The organism is Nocardia sp. NPDC049737, from assembly GCF_040674755.1.
Classification (GTDB): domain Bacteria; phylum Actinomycetota; class Actinomycetes; order Mycobacteriales; family Mycobacteriaceae; genus Nocardia.
In genome coordinates this window covers 178,833-204,524 of record NZ_JBFANH010000017.1, presented here as the reverse complement: position 1 = coordinate 204,524, position 25,692 = coordinate 178,833, and the positions used below count along the sequence as shown (strand labels likewise).

Here is a 25,692-nt window from a genome sequence, read left to right as displayed (position 1 = left end):
CGCGTCCGAGCCGTCGAAGCGCATGCGACGAAGTCGCGAGTCTCGACGGCTCGGACGCGAGACACCAGGGGGCCGCGAACACGTAGCGCCGAAGGCGCTGCCATTAAACAGAGCCGCGCGCTTCCTCTATGCCTGCGCGCGCATCTACCGCGATCGACTTGATGTTCGCGAAGGCCGTTCGGTAGCGCTCGATTTCGTGATCCTTGTCCAGATATACCGGACCGGTGAACGCCTCGACATAGACCACCGGCGGCTCGCGCAGTTCCGCCCGCGTATCGGCGAATTCGAGTAGTACGAACGGACCCGAATCCATGCCGTCGTGATAGCCGGAGTCCGAGGGCACCAACTGGATTCGCACATTCGGCAGGTCGCACATGCGCCGCAGGTGCGTCAGCTGTTCGACGGTCACCTCGACGCCGCCGACCCGCCGCCACAGCACCGACTCGCTGATCACCACATCCAAATGCAGTGGCGAATCCTTGCGCGTGAGCAACGCCTGCCTGGCCGTACGCAGCTGTACCCGCCGGTCGATTTCGGTCTCGGACGCATCCGGGCGCGCGGACTTCAGTAGCGCGCGGGTGTATGCCTCGGTCTGCAGCAGTCCGGGGATCAGCTCGTTCTCGTAGGTGGCCAGGGCGTGTGCGGCCTCCTCCAGACCGATGTACACCTCGAACCCCTCGGCGATCACATCGCTGTAGCCGGTCCACCATCCCCTGGCCTTGGTCTCCTTGGCCAGTGCGGTCAGCGGTTCGACGAGATCGGTTGGCGCACCGTAGATCTTGCACATGGCCTCGACGTCCAGGCTGCGCAGCGAGGTCTGCCCGGTTTCGATCCGCCAGATCTTGGCCTCGGACCATTCGAGCTGCTGGGCCGCCATCCGAGTGGTCATCCTGGCCCGATTGCGCAGATCACGCAGATGTCGGCCGAGTTGTCTGCGCGGCATGGTCGAGCCGGTCGTGCCCTGCGGTAAAGCCATGGTTCCCCCTCGCGATATCCGAACAGCATTGTTTCACAGTAAATCCGACACGGGCCACGACGAGTGGCCCAGGCACGCCAAAGGCGCAACGGCGACGAATAGGTTCTCGCAGGCGGCGATCCGGCAACTCAGCCCGGTTCTACTTGCGTGCGCCGCGCTTGCGGAAACGCCAGAACTGCACGGCACGAACGTCTTCGGAGAGCTGGTTGACCGGCTCGGCGACGTCCGCGAGCGCCTGGAACAGATCGTCGGCGAGATCGGCGATGTGCTCGACCTTGGTCGCCAGTTTGGACGCGTTCTCCAGGAATTCGAGCAGCAGGCGTACGACGGCCGCGATAGTCAGGCCGAGCGGTATGGCGATCAACGCGGCCAGCACGCCGAGCACCGCGGAGACCTGCCACATCAGCACCGTCAGTGCGATCGGGATGCCGATCGCGAAGGCAAGCCCGAGCATATAGGCAAGGGGCAGTAGCGTCCTGGTCGCCGGACGGTGGAACTGCACGTCGAGCAGGCCGCGGGCGGCATCGGCGGTCCAGGCACGGGGACTTTCGAAGGGTTCGGCCGGTTCGGGCTCCGCCGGGCGCGAGAACCGTTTGGACGCGGTCTCTTTCCAGGCGATCCAGCGTGATTCTGTTTCGAACCCTGCCGATGCCGGCGCGTCGACGCTATTGGCGTCGTCGGCCGCGCCGGTCGAATCGCTTCGTGATGCTGCGTGTCCACCCGTCGCCCGACCGCTCCCCGTCGAATCGCTACCACGATGCTCACTCATATTGCGATCCTTCCCCCAATTCGACGCCCGGCCAATAGGAGTGGGTTCACACAACACGTGCGCCCGCCATGACCCGGGGGCCGATCCCGGAGCCACCGGCACGGCCGATTAAAGGGGTGCCTCGGTGATAGCCGATCACTACCGGGTGAGACGAACCCGACAGTCACCAAGATCTTTTGTACAACCCGTAACGCCCACCCCACCCCGTCCCGATACCACCCACGTATGCAGGACCCAGATCTATCGGGGAATGGAGAAAGACAGTGCGCACCACGTTTCCGACTTCCGCATCGGCGGCAGAGATGACTGCCGCGGCGCAGGACTACATCCAGCGCGGGTGGACGATCGCTGAAACGACCAACGGAATCTGCCTGATCACGGACGAGGATCTGTCGGGTATCGAGATCAGCGGTGAGCTGGCCGGCGAGGTTCGCCGGTTCCTGCGCGCGAACAACCTGACCGGTCCGGTTATCGAGATTCCCGGCGCCGAGCGTCGCGAGATCCACTTGGTCACCGGCCTGCGCAAGGCCGCGATGGCGCTGGAGGCACTGCGCGAGGCGGGAGTCACCGTCTACACCGACGGTGACGGCATCCCGCTGCCGCCCACCCAGCTCACCACCGGCGAGGCTTGCTGGGGCGTGGCTCCCGGCGAGGCGCGCTGGATCCCGCCGGTAGTCGCGATCGGCGCGGCGGTTCGCTCGGCGCTCTCGCGTCGCACGACCGTCAATACCGTCGCCTGCTGAGCTCGTCCACTTAACCGGGCGGGGTCCGCACTGCCCTGACCGACTGAAGACCGGTATCCGTAGGAGTGGATACCGGTCTTTCGTGTTCCGGCTGACGCGGGAAGTTACCGGTCATTGTTGTTTCCTCATGCGCGCAGATCCATCGCGCGCGATGATGGGGGTTATGGCGCAGCTCACTGAAGACTCCCGGACGCTGTTGCGGACCTGCCCGCTATGCGAGGCGGTCTGCGGACTCGAGATCACCCTCGACTCGAACGACCATGTGACCTCGGTTCGTGGGGATCGACAGGATCCGTTCAGCAAGGGATTCATCTGCCCCAAGGGGGCCAGCTTCGGGCATCTCGACGAGGATCCGGACCGGCTGACCGAACCGATGATCCGCGACCGGTCCACCGATACCTGGCGCTGCGCCTCTTGGACCGAGGCATTCGATCTCATCGCCGCACGTTTTCCGGCGATCGTGGCCGAACACGGAAATCAGTCGGCGGCACTGTATCTCGGCAACCCGAACGCGCATACGGTCGCCGGAGCGCTGTATGTGCCGGTGCTGGTTCGCGCCCTCGCCACCAAGAATCTGTTTTCGGCGAGTACCGCCGATCAAATGCCCAAACAGGTGGCGAGCGGGTTGATGTTCGGCGATCCGCTGACCGTGCCGGTGCCGGATCTGGATCGCACCGATTATCTGCTGATGTTGGGGGCGAATCCGCTGGAATCCAACGGATCGCTGTGCACCGCACCGGATTTCCCGGGCCGGTTGAAGGCGCTGCGCAAGCGCGGCGGCAAATTCGTTGTGGTCGACCCGCGGGAAACGCGGACCGCGAAGCTCGCCGATGAGCATCTGTTCATCCGGCCGGGCAGCGATGCTTATCTGTTGTTCGGTGTCGTGCATACGTTGTTCGAACAAGGTCTGACAGATATTCGGCTGGATGTCGCGGGTCTCGACGAAGTTCGTGCGGCCGCCGCGGATTTCACGCCCGAGGTGGTTTCGGCTCGGACCGGAATTCCCGCCGAGACGGTTATCCGGATCGCGCAGGAGTTGGCGGCGGCGCCGACCGCGGCGGTATATGCGCGCATCGGCACCTGCACCGCCGAATTCGGCACGCTGACCCAGTGGTTGGTCGAGGTGCTCAATGTCCTGACCGGCAACCTGGACTCACCCGGCGGTGCCATGTTCGCCAAGGCTGCGGCGGGTGGTATCCCACGCACCAAGCCGTTCCGGACGGGACGCTGGGCCAGCCGGGTGCGCGAGCTGCCCGAGGCAATGGGCGAACTGCCGGTGGCCACCCTGGCCGATGAGATCACCACACCGGGGGCGGGGCAGGTGCGCGCGCTGGTGACCGTCGCGGGTAATCCGGTGCTGTCCGCGCCGAGTGGGGTCCGGTTGGACACGGCCTTCGCGCAGTTGGACTTCATGGTGAGTGTGGACCGGTATCTGAACGAGACCACCCGGCACGCGGATGTGATCCTGCCGCCACCGCGGCCGACGCAATCGCCGCATTACGACTTCGCGTTGCTGCAGTTCGCGGTTCGCAATTACGCGCGGTACTCGCGGCCGCTGGTCCCACTCGGCGACCGGCCTTCGGAGTCGGAGATCCTGGCCAGGCTCGGTGCGGCGCTCACCGGTAAGCCCGCCGGACCGGAAGCGCTGAGCGGCGTCGATGAACTGATCATCGCGGGCATGCTGCACAAGGCGGGTATACCGGAGCGGCGGCCCGAACTCATCGGGTCCAACAGCACCGAGCAGCGCATCGATCTGATGCTGCGGCTCGGACCGTATGGCGAGTGGAATGCCGGTGCGAGCGACGGCCCCGGAGACGGTAGCCTGCGTGACCACGAAGGGCCCCGGGAACACCGAGATCAATACCGCACGCTGAATCTGCAGGTGCTGCTGGACAATCCGCATGGTGTCGATCTCGGACCGCTGCAACCGCGCCTGCCCGGTGTGCTGCGGACGGCGTCCAAGCAGGTGGAATTGGCGCCGCAGCCGCTGCTCGACGATGTCGCGCGGCTGCGGGCCCGGCTCGCCGATGCGGCGCCGGATGTGGTGTTGATCGGCCGGCGGCAACTGCGATCCAACAACAGTTGGATGCACAATATCCCGGCGCTGGTCAGCGGTTCGAATACCTGCACGCTGCATATCAATCCGGCGGATGTGGCGCGGTTGGGGCTCGGCGATACCGCCGTGGTGAAGTCCGCCGCGGGGACGCTGACGGTACCGCTGGAGCCGACCGAGGCGATCATGCCGGGGGTGGTCAGCTTGCCGCACGGTTGGGGACATACCGACAGCACGCAGACGGTGGCCCGGGCGCATGCCGGGGTGAATGCCAATGTGCTGACCGATGATTCGGTGGTGGATGTGCCGTCCGGAAATGCGGTCTTCAACGGCGTTCCGGTGACCCTGACGCCTGCCTGAGCTGTGCTCGATCTGACCGGTCGCGAACTAAAGAATTCCGGCCGGTCGGATTTCAGCTAACCCGTGGAAACCCTTGCGCTAATTATAGATTCAGTGCATTCTCAACATGGATTTTTGCTGTGTTGCCAGACTAAAATGGACAGGATTTCGGTTTAGTCGCGGGCTCAGCGTCGAACCCGTTGCGGTGTGCCGGATTCCAGCTACCAGAGGGGGCGCCATGCCCGGTACACGTTGTGGCAGTGACGGTGAGCAGGAACTACAGGACAGGTACGGCACGCGGGACCGCGCCGAACGCTTCTACCAAGATCAAGTACTCGATCAACTGAACCCGACGATGATCGAATTCATCGCCAGGATGGATATGGCGTTCATCGCCACCGCGGACAAACACGGCGAATGCGACGCAAGCTTCCGCGCTGGCCTGCCCGGCTTTCTGCATGTGATCGACGAACGCACTCTTGCCTATCCGGAATACCGCGGCAACGGCGTGCACGCCAGCCTCGGCAACATCTTGGAGAACCCGCACGTAGGCATCCTGCTAATCGATTTCGTCCAGGATCTGATCGGACTGCACATCAACGGTTCGGCACGAATCGTCGACGACACCGCGCTGCGCCGCAATGTCCCCGAACTACCCGAGAACCTCAAGGGGCGAGCCGCGCAGCATTGGGTGGTGGTCGATGTGGAAGAGGCCTACATCCACTGCCGCAAACACATCCCGCATCTGGCCCCCGCGGCGCGCGAGCAGCGGGAGTGGGGGACGGACAACATCCGGGCGAAGGGTGGCGACTACTTCGGGGCGAAGGCGGCGCGGGCGGACTTGGTGCCGCGGTGATTCGCTGACGGTTCGTCCGCGGTCGAGGGCTGATGAGCTGCGGCAGGCCGCAGCTTTAGTGGAGTTTGAAGATGACCAGGCGTTGCACGACGAAGTTGATGACCGTGGCGGTGCCCTGGGCGATGACGAAGGCGAGGGGCTGACGCCACCAGTCGCCGGGGAGCGTGGCGTAGAGCACGGCGTTGATGCCGACCTGGACGGCGAAGGTGACGGCGTACAGGAGCACCACGGCGATGAAGCGGGCGCGGCTCGGGGGCGCCTGGAAGGTCCAGCGGCGATTGATCAGGTAGGCGGTGGTGGTGCCCGCGATGAAGCTGATCGATTTCGCGACGCTGACCGGCAGGCCGATGAGGTTCAACAGGAAGCTGTAGATCCCGTAGTCGACGATGGCCGACAGGCCGCCGGTGAGGGTGAAGCGGACGATCTGCGTCTTCAGGTCGACGTCAGTTCCTGCCGGCTCGTCGACCAAGGGCAGTTCGGCCGGGAGCGGGAGGTGGGGTTCGGCTTGCACGCCGACGAGCGTAACGGGATGCCGCGGGACACGCGGGCCGAGCACCGATTGGACGTTTGTCCGGGGGAACGCGACCGTTGTCGGACCTCACATACCGGTGAGTACGGCGACGCCGACCGGATATCGGCTCATGCATGTAGCCTCTATGCCGATGTCCACGAAAGCTCCGACCGCCACCACAACCGGTAACTCCGGCAATGTCACCGACGGCACCTATGCGCTGCCGACGCAGACCAAGGCATTGACCGGGTGGGGTCGCACCGCACCAACATCTTCCGAAGTGCTCTCGACGAGCGATCCCGAACTGATCGCCAAGGCCGTCGCCATGGTCGCCGAGGACAACGACTCCAAGCCGGCCCACCTGCGTCGCGGCATCATCGCGCGCGGGCTCGGCCGCTCCTATGGCGATCACGCGCAGAACGCGGGCGGCCTCGTCGTCGATATGACGGCGCTGAACAATATCCACCGGATCGACCGGGATACCCGGATCGTCGATGTGGACGGCGGCGTCAGCCTGGACCAGCTCATGAAGGCCGCGCTGCCGTTCGGTCTGTGGGTCCCGGTGCTACCTGGTACACGTCAGGTGACGATCGGCGGCGCCATCGCCTCCGATATCCACGGTAAGAACCATCACAGCGAAGGCAGCTTCGGCAACCACGTACGCTCGATCGAGCTGCTCACCGCCGATGGCCAGGTGCAGCACATCACGCCCAAGCGCAATGCCAAGCTGTTCTGGGCGACCGTCGGGGGCAACGGACTCACCGGCATCATCCTGCGCGCGACCATCGAGATGGTGCCGACCGAGACGGCGTACTTCCTCAACGACGGCGTGAAGACCACCACGCTCGACGAGACCATCGCCGCGCACAGCGACGGCAGCGAGGCCAACTACACCTACTCGAGCGCGTGGTTCGACGTGATCAGTCCGCTGCCGAAGCTCGGCCGGGCCACCATCACCCGCGGCCGCCTCGCCAAGGTCGACGAACTACCCAAGCGCCTGCGTAAAAAGCCGCTGAAATTCGATGCGCCGCAACTGATGACGGTGCCCGATATCTTCCCGAACTGGACCATGAACAAGTTCACGCTCCAGGCCATCGGCGAGGCGTACTACGCCATGGGCGGCAACTACACCGGCAAGGTGCAGAATCTGACGCAGTTCTACCACCCGCTCGACATGATCGCGGAGTGGAACCGCGGCTACGGTTCCAACGGATTCCTGCAGTACCAGTTCGTGGTGCCGACCGAGGCAGTCGAGGAGTTCAAGCGGATCATCATCGATATCCAGGCCTCGGGGCACTACTCGGCGCTGAACGTTTTCAAGCTGTTCGGACCGGGTAACCCGGCACCGCTGAGCTTCCCGATGCCGGGCTGGAACATCTGCGTCGACTTCCCGATCAAGCCGGGTCTGAACGAGTTGGTGAGCGAGCTGGACCGCCGCGTCATGGAGTTCGGCGGGCGGCTGTACACCGCGAAGGATTCACGCACCACCGCGGAGACCTTCCACCAGATGTACCCGCGGATCGACGAGTGGATCAAGATCCGCCGGAGCGTCGATCCCACAGGCGTTTTCATGTCCGATATGGCGAGAAGGCTGGAGCTCCAGTGATTAATGCCGTAGGCAACCCGCAGACCATCCTGCTGCTGGGCGGTACCTCGGAGATCGGTTTGGCGATCTGCGCTGAGTACCTGCGCAAAAGTCCGGCGCGCATCATCCTGGCCGCACTGCCCGGTGATCCGCTGCGCGAGGACGCCGTCTCCGAACTGAAGGCGGCCGGTGCGACGCAGGTCGATGTCATCGACTTCGACGCACTCGATACCGAGAGCCATCCGAAGGTGATCGACGCGGCATGGGAAGGCGGCGATGTGGATGTCGCCATCGTCGCGTTCGCCCTGGACGGCGATCCGGAAGAGCTGTGGCAGAACCAGCGCAAGGCCGTGCAGGTCGCCGGAATCAATTACACCGCGGCGGTTTCGGTCGGTGTGCTGGTCGGCGAGAAGATGAAGAAGCAGGGCTTCGGGCGGATCATCGCGATGTCCTCGGTGGCCGGTGAGCGGGTGCGTCGCTCGAACTTCGTCTACGGCTCCACCAAGGCCGGGTTGGACGGCTTCTACCTCGGACTCGGCGAGGCACTGCGCCCGTACGGCCCGCGCGTGCTGGTGATCCGGCCGGGCATGGTGCGGACCAGGTTCTCCGCGCACGTCAAAGAGGCTCCGCTCACCGTCAATAAGGAAGATATCGCGGCGCTGGCGGTTTCGGCGTCGCAGCGGGGCAAGGAGCTCGTCTGGGCGCCCGGTACCTTCCGCTTCGTGATGATGATCCTGCGCCACATCCCGCGCCCGATCTTCCGCAAGCTGCCCATCTGATTTCCCCGAGCCGCACTTCGTCGACCGCGTCCCGTTGCGCGGCACGAGTGCGGCTCGTTCATATCCGCGATGCGATCCGGTCGATACCATCGACCCGGCTCCACGGCATGACGCCGAACTGATGCGGCCCATCCGCGACCCCCGAAGTTCGGCCCTGCTCCTGCGCAGGCGGACGACGTGGCAGGTTCGGAGCCGAGCTGATCATGGTCGACCTGGATACGGAGGCTTGGTGCGAGTGAGCGACTACCTGCGGACAACTCGCCGCCGGATCCCCGGCGATCAGCGCCGTGCGAGGCTTTGCCGACGGCCGGGCGGCGTCGGCACGACAGGTGTCGCGGACCGCGCATCGCTGGGCTTCGGCATCGCCCGACTGGCCGCAGACCCGGCGCACCGCATCGAAGATGGAGGACTCCGTTGAGCACCGTAATGACAGAGCGCTCCGGGGAGTCGGTGCCGACGCGCGGACGGGGAACCCTATTGATCCGGCATATCGGCTCCGGGGTGGGCGAAGCGGTGCTGGCCGCAGCGGTCGCGGCCGTGGTGGCTGCCGTTGGGCTGGTGGCGTTTTCGATGGTGCAGTGGCCCGCATTCAACTCGTCCAATGTGACGAGGTCGTTGACCACGGTCGGACAGGTCGGGGCCGCCGTGCTGCTCGGCGTGGCGATCTGGCTGGTGCGGACGCGGCGGTGGCCGTGGCTGGCGAAACTGCTGTCCTGGATCGGGATTTCAACGTTCGTCACGGTGACGTTGGGGATGCCGCTGGCGGCGACCAAGCTGTACCTGTTCGGCGTTTCGGTGGATCAGGAGTTCCGCACCGAATATCTGACACGGCTCACCGATAGCGCTGCGCTGCACGATATGACCTACGCCGACCTGCCGCCGTTCTATCCAGCCGGCTGGTTCTGGATCGGCGGTCGGGTGGCGAATGTGCTCGGGATGGACGGCTGGGAGGCGTTCAAGCCGTACGCCATCGGGTCGCTCACGGTGGTCGCGGTTATCGCACTCGTATTGTGGTCCAAGCTGATTCGCCCCGACTGGGCGATCGGGGTCAGTGCCGCGACGACCGCGGTGACGGTGGCCTATGCCGCGCCGGAGGCCTACAGCGCGGTTATCGTGCTGCTGCTGCCGCCCGCGTTGATTCTCGCGTGGGGTGCGCTGTACCGGCCGCTCGAGCGGTCGGCTACTTCCGCGGGTACTGCGGCATCGAGCGGAGCTGGCGCGTCAGGGGATGCAGCAGCCTCAGCTGGCGCCAGCGGAGCGGACAGTGGTGCGGCAGTCGGCACCGCTACCTCAGATGCCGCCAATTCAGCCAATGCCACCACCTCGGGCGCTGCCGCCACCTCAGGCCCTGCCGTCGCCTCTGGTGACGAAGCCGCAGCGGGCGGCGGCGCGGCGGCAGTCGGCACCGCTGCGGCCAGCGGAGCCGAAACGGCAGGGGGCTGGGGCGCGGTTATCGGGGCCGGACTGTTCCTTGGGATGGCGGCGTCGTTCTACACGTTGTATTTCGCGGTGGCGGCATTCGCTGTCGCGCTGATGGGGCTGCTTTCGGCGGGGCTCGCGGTGCGGGCACAGCGGGTGGCGAACCGAGCGCAACGCGGCGGGGCGGGTGCGGTGTGGCGGGCGGTTGTGCCGCCGCTGGTTCGGCTGGTTGTCATCGCGGCGATCGCGGGCCTGGTGGCACTGGTCGTCTGGCTGCCGTTCGTATTGAAGATGCTCAGCGGGACGATGCCGAGTTCGGGGACGGCATTCCACTATCTGCCCGAAGGCGGGGCGCAATTGCCGTTGCCGATGGCGGAGTTCTCGCTTTCCGGGGCGTTCTTCCTGCTCGGGACGGTGTGGCTGGTGCTGCGGGTGGCGTCGTCGCGGCGGGCGCAGGCGCTCGGGATCGGCGTGGTGGCGATCTACCTGTGGTGTCTGCTGTCGATGACGGCGACCGCGGCGGGTACGACCCTGCTCTCCTTCCGGTTGACGCCCGTGCTCGAAGTGCTGCTGGCGGCAGCCGGAGCATTCGGCTTCGTCGAGGGTGCGCGGGCGGCCTACCAGGCATTCAATGAGCCGGGGCGATTCAAGTTCGCCGTTGTGGTGGTCGCCACAGTCGGCGCGCTCGCGTTCACTCAGGACATTCCACAGGTGCTGAAGCCGGAGATCACCACCGCCTATACCGATACCGATACCAACGGTGAGCGCGCCGACAAGCGCGCACCAGGCGCGGCGTCGTACTACCGCGAAATCGATGCGGCACTACTCGCACAGACCGGCCGCCCCCGCTCGGATTCAGTGGTCCTCACGGCCGACACCAGCTTCCTGTCCTTCTACCCGTACTACGGCTTCCAGGCGCTCACCTCGCACTATGCGAACCCCTTGGCCGATTTCGCGGGCCGCGCCGCCACCATCGAGTCGTGGAGCAAGCTGAACTCCTCCGCCGCCCTGGTGGACGCACTCGGCAAGAGCCCGTGGCGCGCACCGGACGCCTTCCTCTTCCGCAGCAGCGACGACGCCTACACCCTGCGCCTGGCCAAGGACGTCTACCCGAACGACCCCAATGTGAAGCGTTACACCGTGAGCTTCCCCAAGGAGCTCTTCGCGGACCCGCACTTCACCACGACCAATATCGGCCCCTTCACCTTGGTCGTCGTCAATCGCTGACTCCGTCCCCCGACTCATCGGCGCGGCCGGTGTGCTCGCTCGACGCATGATTTCGCGAGGATATGGGTAACTTCGTCGGGTACCGGCTAACCCAGCCAGCCCCTGACCGGCAGCCGCCAATGGCACTCGAGTCCGGGTCTGAAGGCACGGGAGAGGCGGGGCAGTTCACAGGGAATTCGGTTACGGTGGATCGCTGATCTGACTGACCATTGACTGGGAGAAGTTTGTTTTGCGGGTCGAGGCACCACCGGCAGTAGGCGTCGTCACAAGGGGATCGACACCGGCTGGCGAGGCCAGACCCGAGCAGCGCACCGCCAAGCGGAGACGGATTCGGGTCAACCGGAGTGATCTGGTCGCCTCGGTGACCTATCTCGCATCGGCCGTCACGGTGCTATCGGGACAGTGGCGCGATACACACAGCGGGTACCTGATCAAGAGCGGTCAGGACCAGACCATGTGGGAGTGGTTCTTCGCGGTCACCGCGCATTCGGTGGCACATCTACACAATCCGCTCGGCACGAATCTGCAGAACTTCCCGGCCGGGGTGAACATGATGGCCAATACGGCCATGTTCGGGGTCGGGGTGCCGTTGACACCGGTCACCCTGCTGTTCGGTCCGACCGTCACCTTCGTGCTCGTCCTCACCCTCGGCTTGGCCTCCACCGCGTTCGCCTGGTACTGGCTGTTCTCCCGGGAATTGGTGCAGTCTCGGCTGGCCGCCGGGATCGGCGGCCTGTTCTGCGGTTTCGCGCCCGCGATGATCTCCCATGCCAACGCCCACCCGAATTTCGTGCTGCTGGCCCTGCTTCCGGTCATCGCACTGCTGTTGATCCGCATCGCGCGACGTGCGACAGCTGCGGATACGACCGGGCCGCGCAGGCGAGTTCGCGATGCCGTCGCACTTGCCCTGCTGGTAGCGACGCAGATCGCGCTCGGCGAGGAACCGCTGCTGATCTTCGCGCTCGCCTTCGGACTATTCGGTGTCGTGTACTACCTGCGCACCCCGCGCGCCGGCTGGCAGGTTGTGCGGGCGCTCGCCCCGACCGTCGGATCGGCGGCGGTGATCACCTTGATGCTCACCGAAATTCCGCTGTGGTGGCAGTTCTTCGGACCGCAGAGTTATCGCTCGATCGACCATGGGCCGATGGGCAACGACCTGAAGGCCATCGTGCAGTTCCCCGCCGAATCACTCGGCGGCATGTTCGCGCCCGGCCAGTACGTGGCCATCAACGACACCGAGCAGAACGCCTATTTCGGCTGGCCACTGCTGCTGTTGCTGCTCGTCACGGTGGCACTGCTGTGGCGCGATCGGGTGGTCCGCGCCGCGGCCGCGGTGATGGTGGTCTTCGGGGTGCTGTCGCTGGGTGCGGTGGCCATGTTCGGCAAGCAGTCGACCGGGATCGAATTGCCTTGGCGCTGGGCCGAAAAGATCCCGCTGCTCAATACCGTGCTGGAGACCCGGCTGACCATGGCCGCGATTCCGGCCATCGCGGCGGTGCTGGCCTTGGCGACCCAGCGGGCGGTCACCTGGTGGCGGCAGTCGCCGGTCGACTGGCGCCCGCTCGCCTGGTTCCCGACACTCGCCCTGGCCCTGGTTCCGCTTATTCCGACTGTCCTTCCGGTGGTCGAGCGCGCGCCGACGCCGGAATTCTTCGCCGAGGGGACGGTAAAGCAGTACGTGAGCGGCGGTTCGGTGGTTCTGGTGCCGCCGCCGCGCCCCGCCGGGGCGGTGGCCTTGCGCTGGCAGGCCGACGCCGGTTTCGATTTCCCGCTCGCCGGAGGCTATTTCGTCGGCCCCACCGGCGCGAACAAGAAGGGCATCTACGGACCGGACTTCCGCCCGACCACCGCCCTGCTCGTCGGTGCACTGGACACCGGTGTCGTCCCACCCATCGACGCCGACACCCGCGCGCAGGCACTCGACGATCTGCGCTTCTGGCAGGCCGACGTGGTGGTCCTGCCCGCGACCAAGAACTCCGAGGCGCTACGTACCACCGTGACGCAACTGCTCGATATGGCGCCGCGCCAGGTCGATGACGTGTGGCTCTGGGACGTCCGGCCGCTGCGGTAGCACCGTGGATCATCTCGGTGGCGAGCGTCACCGATGCGGGTGGCTAGCATGGTCCCTCGTGCGACCGGACCGAACTTCTGCAGCGTTCACCCGCAACCGCCTGATCGCCCTCGTCTCCGGGTTGCTCGGATTCGTATTGGCACTGTTGACGCCGTTGCTTCCGGTGAAACAGGATCAGGCCGCGCTCGACTGGCCCCAGGCGGGCAGTGCAAGTGTCGAAGCGCCGCTGGTTTCCTATGTGCCGCTGCGACTGGATGCGACGCTGCCGTGCTCGGTTTTGACCGCGGCGGGATCAGGCACGGTGCTGTCGACCATTCCGCACGCCTCGAGTCAGGCCAGCGCGAAGGGACTGATCGTCTCGATCACCGACGGCACGCTCGCGGTGCTGCAGCGTGATGTGCCGCTGCTGTCCGCGCCGGTCGCGGAAATCACCGGGTGCGAGTCCGTCACCATCAGTACGACGGCGGCCGCGACGTCGGTCGAATTCGTCGGTGCGAAGCGGCAGGACGGTACGCCCTTCCGCAACACCATCACCCGCGATATCCGCCCGCAGGTGGTCGGCGTCTACACCGATCTGGATGCCACGAAGCTCGACGGCGCGAAGCTGCACGCCGATATCGATTCCCGCTTCTCCTCGACTCCGTCCGCGCTGAAGCTCGGTGCGATGATCGTCGCGGCGATCTGCACGATCATCGCGCTGGTCGCATTGCACCTGCTCGACAATGCCGACGGTCGCCGGGCGCGCCGGTTCCTGCCCGCGCATTGGTGGCGGTTCACCCTCGCCGATGCGGCGATACTCGGCATCCTGGTGCTGTGGCATTTCATCGGCGCGAATACCTCCGACGACGGCTACATCCTGAATATGGCTCGCGTCTCGGAGCATTCCGGGTACATGGCCAACTACTACCGTTGGTTCGCGGTGCCCGAGGCGCCGTTCGGCTGGTCCTACGAGGTGCTCGCCTGGATGACCAAGGTCTCCGACGCCAGCCCATGGATGCGGCTTCCCACACTGGCCGCCGGAATCGTGTGCTGGATGGTGATCAGCCGAGAGGTGCTGCCGCGCTTGGGCGCGCGGGTGCGCAGGCACAGGGTGGCACTGTGGACGGCCGGTCTGGTCTTCCTCGCCTTCTGGCTGCCCTATGACAACGGGTTGCGGCCCGAACCGCTTATCGCCGCGGGTGCGCTGCTGACCTGGTGCTCGATCGAACGGGCCATCGCGACCGGACGGCTGCTGCCCGCCGCGGTCGGTGTGCTGATCGCCGCGTTCTCGCTGGCTGCCGGTCCCACAGGGTTGATCTGCGTGGCGGCGCTGATCGCGGGTTCGCGGCCGGTGCTGCAGATCATTATTCGGCGGGCGCGTGATGCGGCGGGCACGCTGGCGGCACCGGATGCTGAGCGCGCCGGGAACCGGCCCCAGCCGGTTTCCGCAGGCAGCGCGAATTCGGTTGGGAGCGAAGGCGGATCGGATGCCGAGCAACAGACGGCCGTCGCTCTTCAGCGAGACCACAGTACGTCGCGCCTGGCCACTGTCTTCCGTTATGCGGCGCTGCTGGCACCTGGGCTAGCCGCGGGAACTCTCGTGCTGATCGTGGTTTTCGCCGATCAGACGCTGGCGACGGTCATGGAAGCCACCCGGGTGCGCACCCTCGTCGGGCCGAATGTGGCCTGGTTCGACGAGCGGACGCGGTGGGATTCGCTGCTGATGCTCTCGCCTGACGGGTCGCTGGCGCGGCGGTTCGGTGTGCTGGTCATGCTGCTGTGCCTGCTGGTGTGTGTGCTGCAGGTGCTGCGCAAGGGGCGGATCCCGGGGACCTCGCGTGGACCGTCGGTGCGGATTCTGGGCATCGTCTTCGCCTCACTGCTGCTGATGATGTTCACGCCGACCAAATGGACCCACCACTTCGGTGTTTACGCCGGGCTGGCCGGGTCGCTGGCGGCGCTGGCGGCGGTTGCGGTGGGCACCAATGGGATTCGCTCGCCACGCAACCGGGCACTGTTCGCGGCGGCCGTGCTGTTCCTGCTGGCGATCACGTTCACCGGATCCAATGGTTGGTGGTACGTATCCAGTTACGGTGTGCCGTGGTGGGACAAGGCGCCGCTGGTCGCGGGTAAGGGCCTGTCAACGCTGTTCCTCGGGCTCAGCGGAGTGGCGCTGATCGTCGCGGTGTGGCTGCACTATCGCGAGCCGTACCACGAGAAGACCGATGCGCCACGCCATTTCGAGCGTTACGCCTCCGCGCCGTTGACGATCGCGGCGGCGCTACTCGTGCTGTTCGAGGTGGCGTCGCTGGCCAAGGCGGCGGTCACGCAGTACCCGGCGTACTCGATCGCCAAGTCGAATCTCGAATCGCTGAGCGGCAATACCTGTGCACTCGCCAACGAGGTGCTGGTGGAGACCGATACCGCGAATTCGCTGCTGCTTCCCTACACCGGCTCCCCCGCCGACGGATTGTCCGCGGAATCGAAGGGATTCACGCCCAACGGCGTGGCCGCCGACCTCACCGCCGATGCCGAGGAAACGGTCACCGGCGGTGCGAATTCGGTGAACAAGGATTCGAAGAACAAGACCACCAATACAACCGGTGCGGGCACCGGCGGCGGCAGCAGTCAGCAGGCCGGAATCAACGGCAGCACAGTGTCATTGCCGTTCGGCCTGGATTCGGCACGAACCCCGATCATGGGCAGCTACCAGGAGGGGGCCGATCAGCAGCAGGCCGAACTCACCTCGCAGTGGTACCGCCTCGATCTGACCGACAGCATGCGCAATGATCCGGCCTACCAGGTGCTCGCCATTACCGCGGCGGGCCGGATCCGCTCGGTCGACGCCGACGGTGTGCTCACCTACGGGCAGGAGCTGCACCTGGAGTACGGCGTGCGCGCAGCGGACGGCGAGGTGCAGACGCTCGGTTCGGTGGATCCGCTCGATATCGGCCCCGCACCGTCCTGGCGCAATCTCCGTGTGCCACTGGACAAGTTGCCCGCCGGAGTGAATGCGGTGCGTTTGGTCGCGGTCGACAACGACATCACCCAGAAGCAGTGGTTGGCCATCACCCCGCCCCGGCTGCCGCATCTGGCCACGCTGAATTCCGTTGTCGGCGAAACCGCTCCGGTCCTGCTGGATTGGCACGTCGGCCTGGCATTCCCCTGCCAGCGCCCGTTCGACCACCACGACGGCGTCGCCGAGGTCCCCAAGTGGCGGATCCTGCCCGACCGCGTCGGCTCCGATGCCTCCAACGCCTGGCAGGACGATATCGGCGGCGGCCCCCTCGGCTGGACCGGTCTACTCCTGAAATCCCAGACCATCCCCACCTACCTCGGCCACAACTGGACCCGAGACTGGGGCTCCCTGGAACAATTCACCCCCTACGACACCACCGCCACCCCCGCGACCATCGCCACCACCGTGAAATCCATCAACGGCTGGAAGAAATCGGACCCGATCCGAGCCCGATAGCCCACTACGCGAAGGGCATTCCAGGGCTAGGGGATGAGAACTTCCGGTCCGACCTGCTCGCTCGCCGGGGCCCGCGACGGATCGATCAGCCGACTAGGTCGCTGGGATCGGTATTGGCTCCACACAGCACGACACCGATTCGTTCACCGTCGCGTGGCTGGTATGCCCGGGTTGCCAGCGCCGCCAAGCCGGTCGCCGAGCCGTGTTCGACGACGAGTCGATACCGCTCCCACAGCTGCCGCCGCGCCCGTACGATCGCTTCGTCGTCGACGACTACCGAGCGCACGTCTGTGGCCTTGGCCCAGGCCAGCGCGGCAGCGGAAACCCTTGGCGCGCCGAGAGAATCGGCCGCGATGGAATCCACGTCCACGTCGAGCACCGTATCGGCAGCCAATGCGGCATTGAGCGCCCGGCTGCCATCGGGTTCCGTGCCGACCACCCGAATGCCGAAATGGTCGGCGACCGCGGCGATTCCGGAGAACATGCCGCCCGCGCCAACCGCGAGGACGATTGTGTCCAACCCAGCAACCGCGTCAACGAATTCGAGCAGAATGGTGCCAGCGCCAGCCGAGGTCAGGGTGTCGTCGTAGGTGTAGGCGTCGATCGCACCGGTGCCGGCTATGAACTCGTGGGCGGATTCCCTTGCGTGGTCCTGCGTTTCGCCTGACAACCGAACCTCAGCGCCCAAAGCACGCAGCCGCGCCACCTTGGCCCGACGCGTTGAACCGGCCAGGAAGACCGTCGCCGGCACGTCGAATACCCTTGCCGCCCAAGCGAATCCGATATCGGCATTGGCGCCGGTAGCGGACACGATACCGGCATCCGGCATGGTCCCGTTTTCGATCAGTACCGCCATCAGGTTGGCCGCGCCGCGAGCCTTGAAAGATCCAGTGTGCTGCAGGAATTCGAGTCCCAGGAAAATCTCGGCGCCGCCCGTCTCGGTCGACGGCCGGAGGGAGCCGGCCGCCTGCTCGTCATCCGATTGCCTGCCCATCGGCGCGATGGTCAAGGGCCGCACTATACCGGCAATACGGTCGGCGGCCGCCTCGACCTCACCAAAGGTAGGAGTGCGCATCCGACGGTTCTCCTCATCGATCACAGGTTTCCGTCGACGCCGCCAGGTCCGGCAAGACCCGGCGTGATCGCACATGCCCCCATCTCAATACCGTCCGGTACTTTAATCGCAGCTAGCCGAGTCGGCACTGTGAGCCTCGAACCGCCGACGCACACCGCCCTCGGCCTGATTACCCCGCGCCGAGGGCGGCTTGCGGCCTTCACACAGTCGCCGTGCCCGCACTCCACCGATCGAGCGCGGCATATGCGGGCTGCCACTGATCGCGATACGCGGCACGCACCGGCTCCGGCAGCGGGGCGAGCAGCACTTGGACCGTCTGCTCGTCGGCACCGTCCAACAGCCACGGAATCAGTTGCGGAGCAGCGGGGCCGATGCGACTGCCGTGCAACTGACCGAACGCTTGCCACTGCTCCGGTGTCACGACCGCCTGAATCAGCGGCAATGCCTCGCCCTCCTCGTGCTTCAGGTGCCCGGTCAACCCGGTCGCCAAGGCGTCGAGCAGACCGCCGAGGCGTTCCGGGCCACTGTCAGGATCGGCGAAGGTCGCATCGATCTGCTCGAGCAGCGGATCGATGACGGCGTGCTCGGCCTCCATCGCGTCCAGTAGTGCCAACTCGTCGGGTCGCTCGGCGAGCGTCTGCCGCATCACCGGCCACAGCGCATCGTCCTCGGCGGTGTGGTGCACCAGAAGGGATTTGGTGAACATTTGCCAACCGGCAGCGGTGGCGAGGATCTTGCGCGGATCGTCGTCGATCCGATCGGCGATTTCGGCGATGTATTCGAGTTCGCGCCGCAGCGCACTGTGCATGGCGTACATCGTCGTCATGTCGAGGGTCACGGGTTTCTCCTGATGGAACGGTATGGATCGGTTGCGCCAACGGGGTCGACGCTCACGGACGCGCCGCTTCCGGCGGCGGTGCGGAGAGCAGGGCGTGCAAGATGCCCCGCCCGATCCGCCAGGTCGCCCCGATCGGGTCGGGACTCGGATCGCGGCGCGCCGTCGGCCGCAGCGCCCATGAAGCGGCCGCGAACCCGGCGAGAACCATCGCGGGCATGGCGAATTTGCGTGGATTGCCGTTCGCCAAGTGCGAGGCCGCGCCGCCGAGATAGACGGCGAGGGATCCGGCGTAGGCCCACTCCTTGAGCCGCGGCATTCCCGGGGCCAGCAGCACTGCGGCCATGGGCAGTTTGCAGATGCCTTGAATCGTCAAGAAATACCTGGGGTAGCCCAACTGATCGAAGGTTTCGACCGCGAACGGCTCCCGGGTCAGATCCCACATGCCGCCTTTGACCATCTCGGCGGCGACCGGCATAGTCGTCACCCAGTACGCGGCGGTCCGGATCCGGGAAAGTGCATCTGATCTCGAGTTCTGAGCAGTCATCGCAATATTCCGCTCAGGCCCAGCTGGCGCCCGCGGGCTCCTTGATACTGGTATTGAGGCGATTGAAGAAGTTGGTCAGCGCGATCATGAGAATGACTGCGGAGAGCTGGTTTTCGTCGTAGTGATCGGCGATCTCGTCCCACACGACGTCCGGCACGGCATCCTCGGACTTGTCGGCGATCCGGGTGGCGACCTCTGCCAGCAGCAGCGCCGCGCGCTCGGCCGCACTGAACTCAGCGGATTCTCGCCACGCGGCGACGGCGAACAGCTTCTCGTCGCCGACCCCCGCCTTACGACCGCCCGCCAGATGTGAGTGCACACAGGCGCTGCACCCGTTGATCTGGCTGACCCGCAGTGCAACCAATTCCAGCAGTTCGGCGGAAACTCCACCCTGATAAGTCGCCTTGTAGAGGGTGTTGATTCCCTTCATCGCGTCAGGCAGGACCATAGCGGGGTTCTTCATGCGAGCGTTCATGTCAGGTGTTCCTCTCGGGGAGTTGATAATTCGAAATCAGTGCCGGATGTGGGCCTGCAGGTCGAGCCAGTCGGCGAAGCCCGGACCGGACAGGACGGCATCCGGCCCGGGGAGCAGAGCGCCGCTCTCGTACAGGTCCCGGTCGGGGTTGGCCGGATCGCTGACCTCCTCGATCGGCCTGTCGTCTCCGCGTCGCGCGTTCACCAGACGGGCCATCTCGGCCAGGTATTCGGCGCGCGGTCCGGCAATCTCCGGGAACGGACCTCCTTGGTGCGCCGACCACGCGCCGGTCGCGAATTCGGCCAGCTGTTCGGCGACCGCGCGTGCGGAGACCAGTTGGGTACGCATCTTCGGGATATAGATCACCGAACCTTGTGCGCCCCACCGCATCATCTGTTCGACAAGCTCGTGGAACTGCGCGGCCCGCAGAATTCGCGTCGGCACCGGACCCGCCAGCAGTGCCTGCTCGTGCACCAGCTTCGCGGCGTTGTATCCAGCGGTGGAGCCGTCGATGCCGATGATGGACACAGCCACGATCCGGCGCACTCCGGCCGCCTGCGCGGCCGCGTGCAGGTTACGGGCCGAGGCGGTGAAGAAGTCGGTGGCTGCCTGCTGTTCGAAGGAGGGCGTGCTCGACGCGTCGATCACTGCGGTCACGCCGTGGAACGCTTCGGCGAGTCCTGCACCGGTGACCACATCCACTCCGGTCGACCGTGACATCGCCACGACCTTGTGCCCTGTCTCGGTGAGCACGTCTACGATGTGGCGGCCGAGCCGTCCGGTGGCGCCCGCTACCGCGATCGTGCTGTCTTGCGTAGTCATTCCGCTTCCTTTGTGTCGTGGGCGTGGTCCGTATGCCGGACCAACGGCCAGTCGATGTCCACTCGTCCGGCCAGGACGAGGTAGTTGTCGAAGATCGCCAGCGCCACGTGAGCGATGACGTCGACGAGTTCGGTGGGCGCCAGTTCCGTCTGGGCGGTGGAAAGTTCGTGGTCGGTGATCGCGCCGCGGCGGCGGATCAGTGCCGCCGCAAAGGCCAGGATCGCCGCGTATTTCGGATCGTCGGCCGCGCCGAATCGGGCGTCGCTGAGCTCGTCCTCGGTCATCCCCGCGAGGCGGCTGCCGAGGAAGCTGTGCGCCGAAAGGCAGTAGTCACACCCGTGCTCCTGGGCGACCAGCAGCCCGAGAGCAGAACGTGCGAACGCCGGCATCTCACTGCCGCCCAGCGCTTCGGTGAGGGCGACATACCCCCGCAGGGCGGCAGGGCTTTGCGCCATCACCTTGACGTTATTCGGTGTGACGCCGAACAGCTGCTGGCTGACAGTGAAGAGGTGTCCGGCAGCATCATCCGCGTTCTCCGGGTCTATCGGGGGTATTTGCGGCATGGGAACAGCGTGTTACGGCCCGTTGATACTTTTGCGATGCCTTCACGATGGGTGTTGTATGGAGCCGAGATGGGTGTGCGTTTTACGGTCCTCGGACCAATGAAAATCGTGGTTGACGGTCGCGAGTCGGCCGCGGCGCCGAGACATCGGGCAGTGTTCGCCTATCTCCTGGTCAATGTCGGAAGAGTGTGCAGCGCAGACCGAATCATCGAGGCCATCTGGGGCACGGATCCCCCGGACACTGCGCGCTCGCAGATCCACGCCGCGGTGACGGCGATCCGCAAGGTGTTGCGCGAAACGGACGCGGCGCAGGTACTGCAGACCAGATCCGCCGGATACGTTGCGCTGCCGGAGCCGGGGCAGTTCGATCTCGAGGAATTCACCAGCCGGGTCGGTGTCGGCCAATCGCTGGTCGGCACCGACCCCGAGGCCGCGGTGGCGGAACTGCGCGCGGCACTGGCGCTGTGGCACGGCGAGGCGCTCGCCGATCTGAACGCCGACTACGTCGCGCCCGCGCGGCGCCGCCTGCAGGACAAGCAGTTAGCGACGTTCGAGCAGTTGACCGAGGTGGAACTCGGGCTGGGCAGGCACGAGGCGGTGCTCGACGAGTTGGCAGCGATGGTGACCGCAAACCCGCTGCGGGAGAAGCTGGCCGGGCAACTGATACTCGCACTGCATCGAGCGGGACGACAGGTCGATGCGCTCGCGGCCGCACGATCGTTCCGGACGGCACTCGCACAGGCGCAGGGTCTGGATCCGGGACGCGCATTCGTCGCGCTGGAGCAGGCAGTATTGCGGGACGACGGCGAACCGGCCACACGCGTAACCGCACACACCGAACCCGTACCACGTTGTGCGAACTTCTTGCCGTACGACATACCGGATTTCGCGGGCCGAAGCGCCGAACTCGAACATCTACTCGCACCACTCACCGGCACCGCGGCGACCATCTCCACGATCGACGGCATGGCGGGCATCGGCAAGACCGCGCTTGCCGTACATACCGCACACCGAGTAGCCGCCCGATTCCCCGACGGTCAGCTGTTCATCGACCTCCAAGCGCACACGATCGACCGCCAACCGATCGCGACGGATGCGGCGCTGGAAATCCTGTTGCGCCAGATCGGAATTCCCGCCGAACGCATTCCGCAGACCACCGCCGATCGCGGCGCGCTATGGCGGTCGGAACTGGCCGGGCGGCGAGTGGTCGCGGTGCTGGACAACGCTGTGGATGCCGATCAAGTCCGGCCGCTGCTGCCCGGCGGGACGGACAGTCTCATCCTGATAACCAGCAGGCGGCGGCTGGTCAACCTGGATGGTGCTCGGGCATTGTCGGTCGATCCACTGCCTGCGCGCGATGCTGTCGACCTCTTCGACCGGATTGTCGGCGAACGCGCCACCGCCGAACCGCTCGCGGTGTTGGACGTGCTGCACCTGTGCGGGTTCCTGCCATTGGCGGTGCGGATCGCCGCCGCTCGACTACTGCACCGCCCGCAGTGGACCGTCGGCTATCTGGCGGGACGGCTGCGTGGGGAGCGGCGCAGGCTGGCCGAATTGTCCACGGCCGAACGAGGTGTCGTGGCCGCGTTCAACCTCTCCTATCGGCAGCTTCGCGCGGACGGGCAGCGGATGTTCCGGCTGCTCGGCCTCCACCCCGGGCGGGACATCGATCCCGGCGGCGCGGCGGCGCTGGCCGATATCTCGCCGGACGACGCCGAAATGCTGTTGGAAGACCTCCTCGACGTTCACGTGATAGCTCAATACGAGCCCGGCCGCTACACCTTTCACGACCTGCTGCGCCAGCATGCCCGCGCCATTGTGTCGGCGGACGAATCCGACGATGCCCGAACCGCCGCGCTGTCACGGCTTTTCGACCACTACGTGCACACCGCGCGGGCAGCGGTGGATCTGCTGTTCCCCTACAGCGCCGATCACCGCCAACCGCTGCCGTCCGCCGCGGCCCAGGTGACGACGCTGGACGACACCGAGGACGCGGCCGAGTGGCTCGATGCCGAACGCGAAAACCTCATCGCCACTGCGGCTTACGCGTCCAACAACGGGATGCCCGCGCACGCCAGGGACTCGGCTGAAACCCTACGTCCCTATCTCGACGGCAACTCCCGCCACTCCGATGCCGCACGCTTGCATCAGGTGGCACTGCTGGCGAGCAGACAGCTGGCCGACTCGCTCGGCGAGGCCAGAGCGTTGACCGACCTGGGCTGGGCCTGCTGGCGACAAGGCGATTACGAGTGGGCGACCACGCATTCGCTAGCGGCACTGCGGATTGCCCGCGCGTCCGGGGATCGCTATCAAGAGGCCAGAGCGCTGAACACGCTCGGCAATGTGGCGTGGCGTAAACGGGACTACGACGAGGCCAGGCGATACCTGCGCGACGCGCTCGATCTCGCCAACCGTCTGGGCAACCGAGTCGGCGAGGCGCACGTGCTCGGCAACCTCGGCATGCTGCTCGGCGCCGACAACAACCAGTACCGCAACGCCCGCGAACATCTCGACCGCGCGCTGGCACTGCACTGCGAGGTGGGCAATCAGCGCGGCGAGGCGTTGGTGCTGAACTATCTGGGATCGCTGTGCCGCCGCAACGACCTGCTGGACGAGGCCAGAGACAACCACTCCCGGGCCCGTGACCTGTATCGGATGCTGGGCAGTCATGGCGACGAAGCGTCCGCGCTCAACGGCCTCGGCGAGACAGCCTACACCGCAGGCGATCCTGGCTCCGCCGTCGAAAAGCACAGCACCGCACTGGCGTTGGCCGAGCAGGCATTGAATGTGCCCGAGCGAGCGCGCGCCAACGACGGGCTGGCTCGCGCGTACCGAGATCTCGGTGACGTCGGTCGAGCACGCGAATACGCCGGTATCGCGATGAGTCTGTACGCGGATCTCGGCGTCCCGGAGGCCGGCGATATGCGCGCTTTCCTGGATATGCTCGCAGACTCCGATTAGCCCCAATCGCTACAGCGGTCAGAGTCGGCCGGGTGTCGTATCGGCGAAATGTGACGTCACGATCCTGCTTGCTGCGTTGACCGGTAGGCCACGACGCGCACGCTGCGCTCGGACTTCGGCGCGCCGAACTTGCGGCGGTCGTTGTCGACTTCCACGCGTTTTCGGGGGGCTAGGGGACGAGGACGAGGCGGCCGCGGAGGCCACCTGCCGAGAGGCGCTGGTGGGCGGCGGTTACCGCAGCCAAGGGGTAGGTTTCGGCTACGCGGAGGGTGAGGTGGCCTTTGTCGACCAGCGCGACGAGTTCGTCGAGTTGGGGGCGGTCGGCGTGGACCAGGACGGTGGTTACCTTGGTGCCACGCAAGGGAATCGGGGTGTTGGGGACGCTGATGGAGACGAAGCGGCCGCGGGCACGAACGGCGGCGAGAGTTTCGGGGCCGAGGGCCGCGGCGTCGAGGGCCGCGTCGACGCCGCCGGGGACGAGGGCTCGGACGGCATCCGGCAGGTCGGCTTCGCGCGGGATGAAATCGGTGGCACCGAGGGCACGCACGACGGGTTCGTCGGCGGTCGAGGCCGATGCGATTACTCGGATGCCTTGTGCGGCAGCCAGTTCGACGGCATAGCCGCCTACCGCGCCTGCCGCGCCGGTAATGAGCAGGCAGTCGGCGGGAGTCAGTTCGAGGGCGGTGAGGGCCTGTACCGCGGTGAGGCCGTTCAACGGGATCGTGGCCGCAGCCTGGGCGGGGACGGAAGTCGGTGCTGGGGTGACGTTTTGGGCTTCGAGGACGATGTAGTCGGCTTGGGCGGCCAACGAGACGTCTAGGCGGTCGCTGATGCCGATGACGGCTTGGCCCACGGTGAATTCGTCGACACCCGCGCCGATGGCATCAATGACACCGGCGACATCCCATCCGATTCCCCACTGCTCGCGCGGGGCGGCGAACGGAGTCCCGCCGACACCATTGCGGACCATGAGGTCTACCGGATTAACCGTCGCCGCAGCTACTTTCACCCGAACCGTACCGGGCCCCGGCTCGGGCGTGGGCACCTCGATGATCTCCGCGACCGCCCCCAGGCCAGGTCGACGGACTACTACTGCACGCATGGCAATCCTTATCGCTTGTCGGGTTACGTCGACAAACCTAGGCGAGCTACTATCTGTCAGATAGTAGTTACCCAGGAGTGCGTAACGGGCAGCAGGGGAAGCAGATGGCGACGACCACCGCGGCACAACGCCGTGAACTGGCAAAGCAGCAATACGACGCCTACGTGGCCGAATGCCCGACGCGCCAACTTCTCGACCGGATCAGCGATAAATGGGTCAGCCTGATACTCAACGCCCTCACCGACGGGCCGCTGCGCTACGCCGAGATCAACCGCGTCATCTCCGGCGTCAGCCCCAAAATGCTCACCCAAACCCTGCGCACCCTCGAACGCGACGGGCTACTCGAACGCCGGATCACCGCCGAGGTGCCGGTCCGCGTCGACTACGAACTCACCGCACTCGGCCATAGCCTGCAACCTGTGATGCGCGCCATAAAAACGTGGGCCGAGGAGCGCATGGACGATGTGCTCGCGGCCCGCGCACGTTACGACGGTGAACCAGCGTGACCATGTCGTAAAAGTTGACCGCGA

The 25,692-nt window shown here is 65.9% G+C and carries 20 protein-coding genes; 10 read left to right on the top strand and 10 right to left on the bottom strand.

Features of this window, described 5'->3' with window-relative positions:
• Nucleotides 1-103: 103 nt before the first annotated feature.
• Nucleotides 104-976, bottom strand: coding sequence for a helix-turn-helix transcriptional regulator (locus AB0J47_RS23430; RefSeq protein ID WP_364349545.1), 873 nt, complete (start codon nt 974-976; stop codon nt 104-106).
• 139 nt (nt 977-1,115) lie between these two features.
• The gene (locus AB0J47_RS23425) at nt 1,116-1,745 is read right to left on the bottom strand and encodes a DUF4282 domain-containing protein (protein WP_364349542.1); all 630 of its coding nucleotides are present in this window, start codon (nt 1,743-1,745) and stop codon (nt 1,116-1,118) included.
• 263 nt (nt 1,746-2,008) lie between these two features.
• Here AB0J47_RS23425 and AB0J47_RS23420 point away from each other — a divergent pair, with 263 nt between their 5' ends.
• The 3 genes from AB0J47_RS23420 (at nt 2,009) to AB0J47_RS23410 (ending at nt 5,736) form a co-directional block, all read left to right on the top strand.
• Entirely contained in the window at nt 2,009-2,488 is a 480-nt protein-coding gene (locus tag AB0J47_RS23420) for a hypothetical protein (RefSeq protein WP_364349539.1), read from the top strand.
• Nucleotides 2,489-2,651: 163 nt separating this feature from the next.
• Nucleotides 2,652-4,901, top strand: coding sequence for a molybdopterin-dependent oxidoreductase (locus AB0J47_RS23415; RefSeq protein ID WP_364349536.1), 2,250 nt, complete (start codon nt 2,652-2,654; stop codon nt 4,899-4,901).
• A 217-nt stretch (nt 4,902-5,118) separates the two neighbouring features.
• Nucleotides 5,119-5,736, top strand: coding sequence for a pyridoxamine 5'-phosphate oxidase family protein (locus tag AB0J47_RS23410; RefSeq protein ID WP_364349533.1), 618 nt, complete (start codon nt 5,119-5,121; stop codon nt 5,734-5,736).
• A gap of 55 nt (nt 5,737-5,791) precedes the next feature.
• Here AB0J47_RS23410 and AB0J47_RS23405 read toward each other — a convergent pair whose 3' ends face one another.
• Complete coding sequence (locus tag AB0J47_RS23405) at nt 5,792-6,247, bottom strand: GtrA family protein (RefSeq protein WP_364349530.1); 456 nt, start codon at nt 6,245-6,247, stop codon at nt 5,792-5,794.
• Between the two features lie 151 nt (nt 6,248-6,398).
• On the opposite strand from AB0J47_RS23405, the gene AB0J47_RS23400 reads away from it, so the two are divergent.
• The 5 genes from AB0J47_RS23400 (at nt 6,399) to AB0J47_RS23380 (ending at nt 16,782) form a co-directional block, all read left to right on the top strand.
• Nucleotides 6,399-7,853, top strand: coding sequence for an FAD-binding oxidoreductase (locus AB0J47_RS23400; RefSeq protein WP_364349527.1), 1,455 nt, complete (start codon nt 6,399-6,401; stop codon nt 7,851-7,853).
• On the top strand, nt 7,850-8,611 hold the full coding sequence (locus AB0J47_RS23395; RefSeq protein ID WP_062980951.1) for a decaprenylphospho-beta-D-erythro-pentofuranosid-2-ulose 2-reductase: 762 nt from the start codon (nt 7,850-7,852) through the stop codon (nt 8,609-8,611). The genes AB0J47_RS23400 and AB0J47_RS23395 overlap by 4 nt, the downstream gene beginning before the upstream one ends.
• Before the next feature lie 426 nt (nt 8,612-9,037).
• On the top strand, nt 9,038-11,257 hold the full coding sequence (locus AB0J47_RS23390; protein ID WP_364349562.1) for an arabinofuranosyltransferase: 2,220 nt from the start codon (nt 9,038-9,040) through the stop codon (nt 11,255-11,257).
• A gap of 361 nt (nt 11,258-11,618) precedes the next feature.
• A complete protein-coding gene (locus AB0J47_RS23385; protein ID WP_364349523.1) occupies nt 11,619-13,328 on the top strand; it encodes a glycosyl transferase in 1,710 nt (569 codons plus the stop codon).
• Nucleotides 13,329-13,386: 58 nt separating this feature from the next.
• Nucleotides 13,387-16,782: an arabinosyltransferase domain-containing protein gene (locus tag AB0J47_RS23380; protein WP_364349520.1), complete on the top strand. Its 3,396-nt coding sequence runs from the start codon at nt 13,387-13,389 to the stop codon at nt 16,780-16,782.
• A gap of 85 nt (nt 16,783-16,867) precedes the next feature.
• On the opposite strand, the gene AB0J47_RS23375 is transcribed toward AB0J47_RS23380, so the two are convergent.
• The 6 genes from AB0J47_RS23375 to AB0J47_RS23350 all read right to left on the bottom strand — a co-directional run bounded on the left by AB0J47_RS23375 (nt 16,868) and on the right by AB0J47_RS23350 (nt 21,099).
• Nucleotides 16,868-17,857 carry a pyridoxal-phosphate dependent enzyme gene (locus AB0J47_RS23375; RefSeq protein ID WP_364349517.1) on the bottom strand — a complete coding sequence of 330 codons (990 nt, stop codon included), beginning with the start codon at nt 17,855-17,857 and terminating at the stop codon, nt 16,868-16,870.
• A gap of 199 nt (nt 17,858-18,056) precedes the next feature.
• Entirely contained in the window at nt 18,057-18,695 is a 639-nt protein-coding gene (locus tag AB0J47_RS23370) for a hemerythrin domain-containing protein (protein ID WP_364349514.1), read from the bottom strand.
• Nucleotides 18,696-18,747: 52 nt separating this feature from the next.
• Nucleotides 18,748-19,239, bottom strand: a complete 492-nt coding sequence (locus tag AB0J47_RS23365) for a DoxX family protein (protein ID WP_364349511.1) — start codon at nt 19,237-19,239, stop codon at nt 18,748-18,750.
• 13 nt (nt 19,240-19,252) lie between these two features.
• Nucleotides 19,253-19,714, bottom strand: a complete 462-nt coding sequence (locus tag AB0J47_RS23360; protein ID WP_364349508.1) for a carboxymuconolactone decarboxylase family protein — start codon at nt 19,712-19,714, stop codon at nt 19,253-19,255.
• A gap of 36 nt (nt 19,715-19,750) precedes the next feature.
• Complete coding sequence (locus AB0J47_RS23355) at nt 19,751-20,536, bottom strand: NAD(P)H-binding protein (RefSeq protein ID WP_364349505.1); 786 nt, start codon at nt 20,534-20,536, stop codon at nt 19,751-19,753.
• Nucleotides 20,533-21,099: a carboxymuconolactone decarboxylase family protein gene (locus AB0J47_RS23350; protein ID WP_364349502.1), complete on the bottom strand. Its 567-nt coding sequence runs from the start codon at nt 21,097-21,099 to the stop codon at nt 20,533-20,535. The genes AB0J47_RS23355 and AB0J47_RS23350 overlap by 4 nt, the downstream gene beginning before the upstream one ends.
• A gap of 99 nt (nt 21,100-21,198) precedes the next feature.
• Here AB0J47_RS23350 and AB0J47_RS23345 point away from each other — a divergent pair, with 99 nt between their 5' ends.
• Nucleotides 21,199-24,060, top strand: a complete 2,862-nt coding sequence (locus tag AB0J47_RS23345; protein WP_364349500.1) for a BTAD domain-containing putative transcriptional regulator — start codon at nt 21,199-21,201, stop codon at nt 24,058-24,060.
• Nucleotides 24,061-24,229: 169 nt separating this feature from the next.
• On the opposite strand, the gene AB0J47_RS23340 is transcribed toward AB0J47_RS23345, so the two are convergent.
• Nucleotides 24,230-25,162, bottom strand: a complete 933-nt coding sequence (locus AB0J47_RS23340) for an NADP-dependent oxidoreductase (protein ID WP_364349497.1) — start codon at nt 25,160-25,162, stop codon at nt 24,230-24,232.
• A gap of 104 nt (nt 25,163-25,266) precedes the next feature.
• Between AB0J47_RS23340 and AB0J47_RS23335 the strand changes: the two genes are divergently transcribed.
• Entirely contained in the window at nt 25,267-25,668 is a 402-nt protein-coding gene (locus AB0J47_RS23335) for a helix-turn-helix domain-containing protein (RefSeq protein ID WP_364349494.1), read from the top strand.
• Nucleotides 25,669-25,692 lie beyond the last annotated feature (24 nt).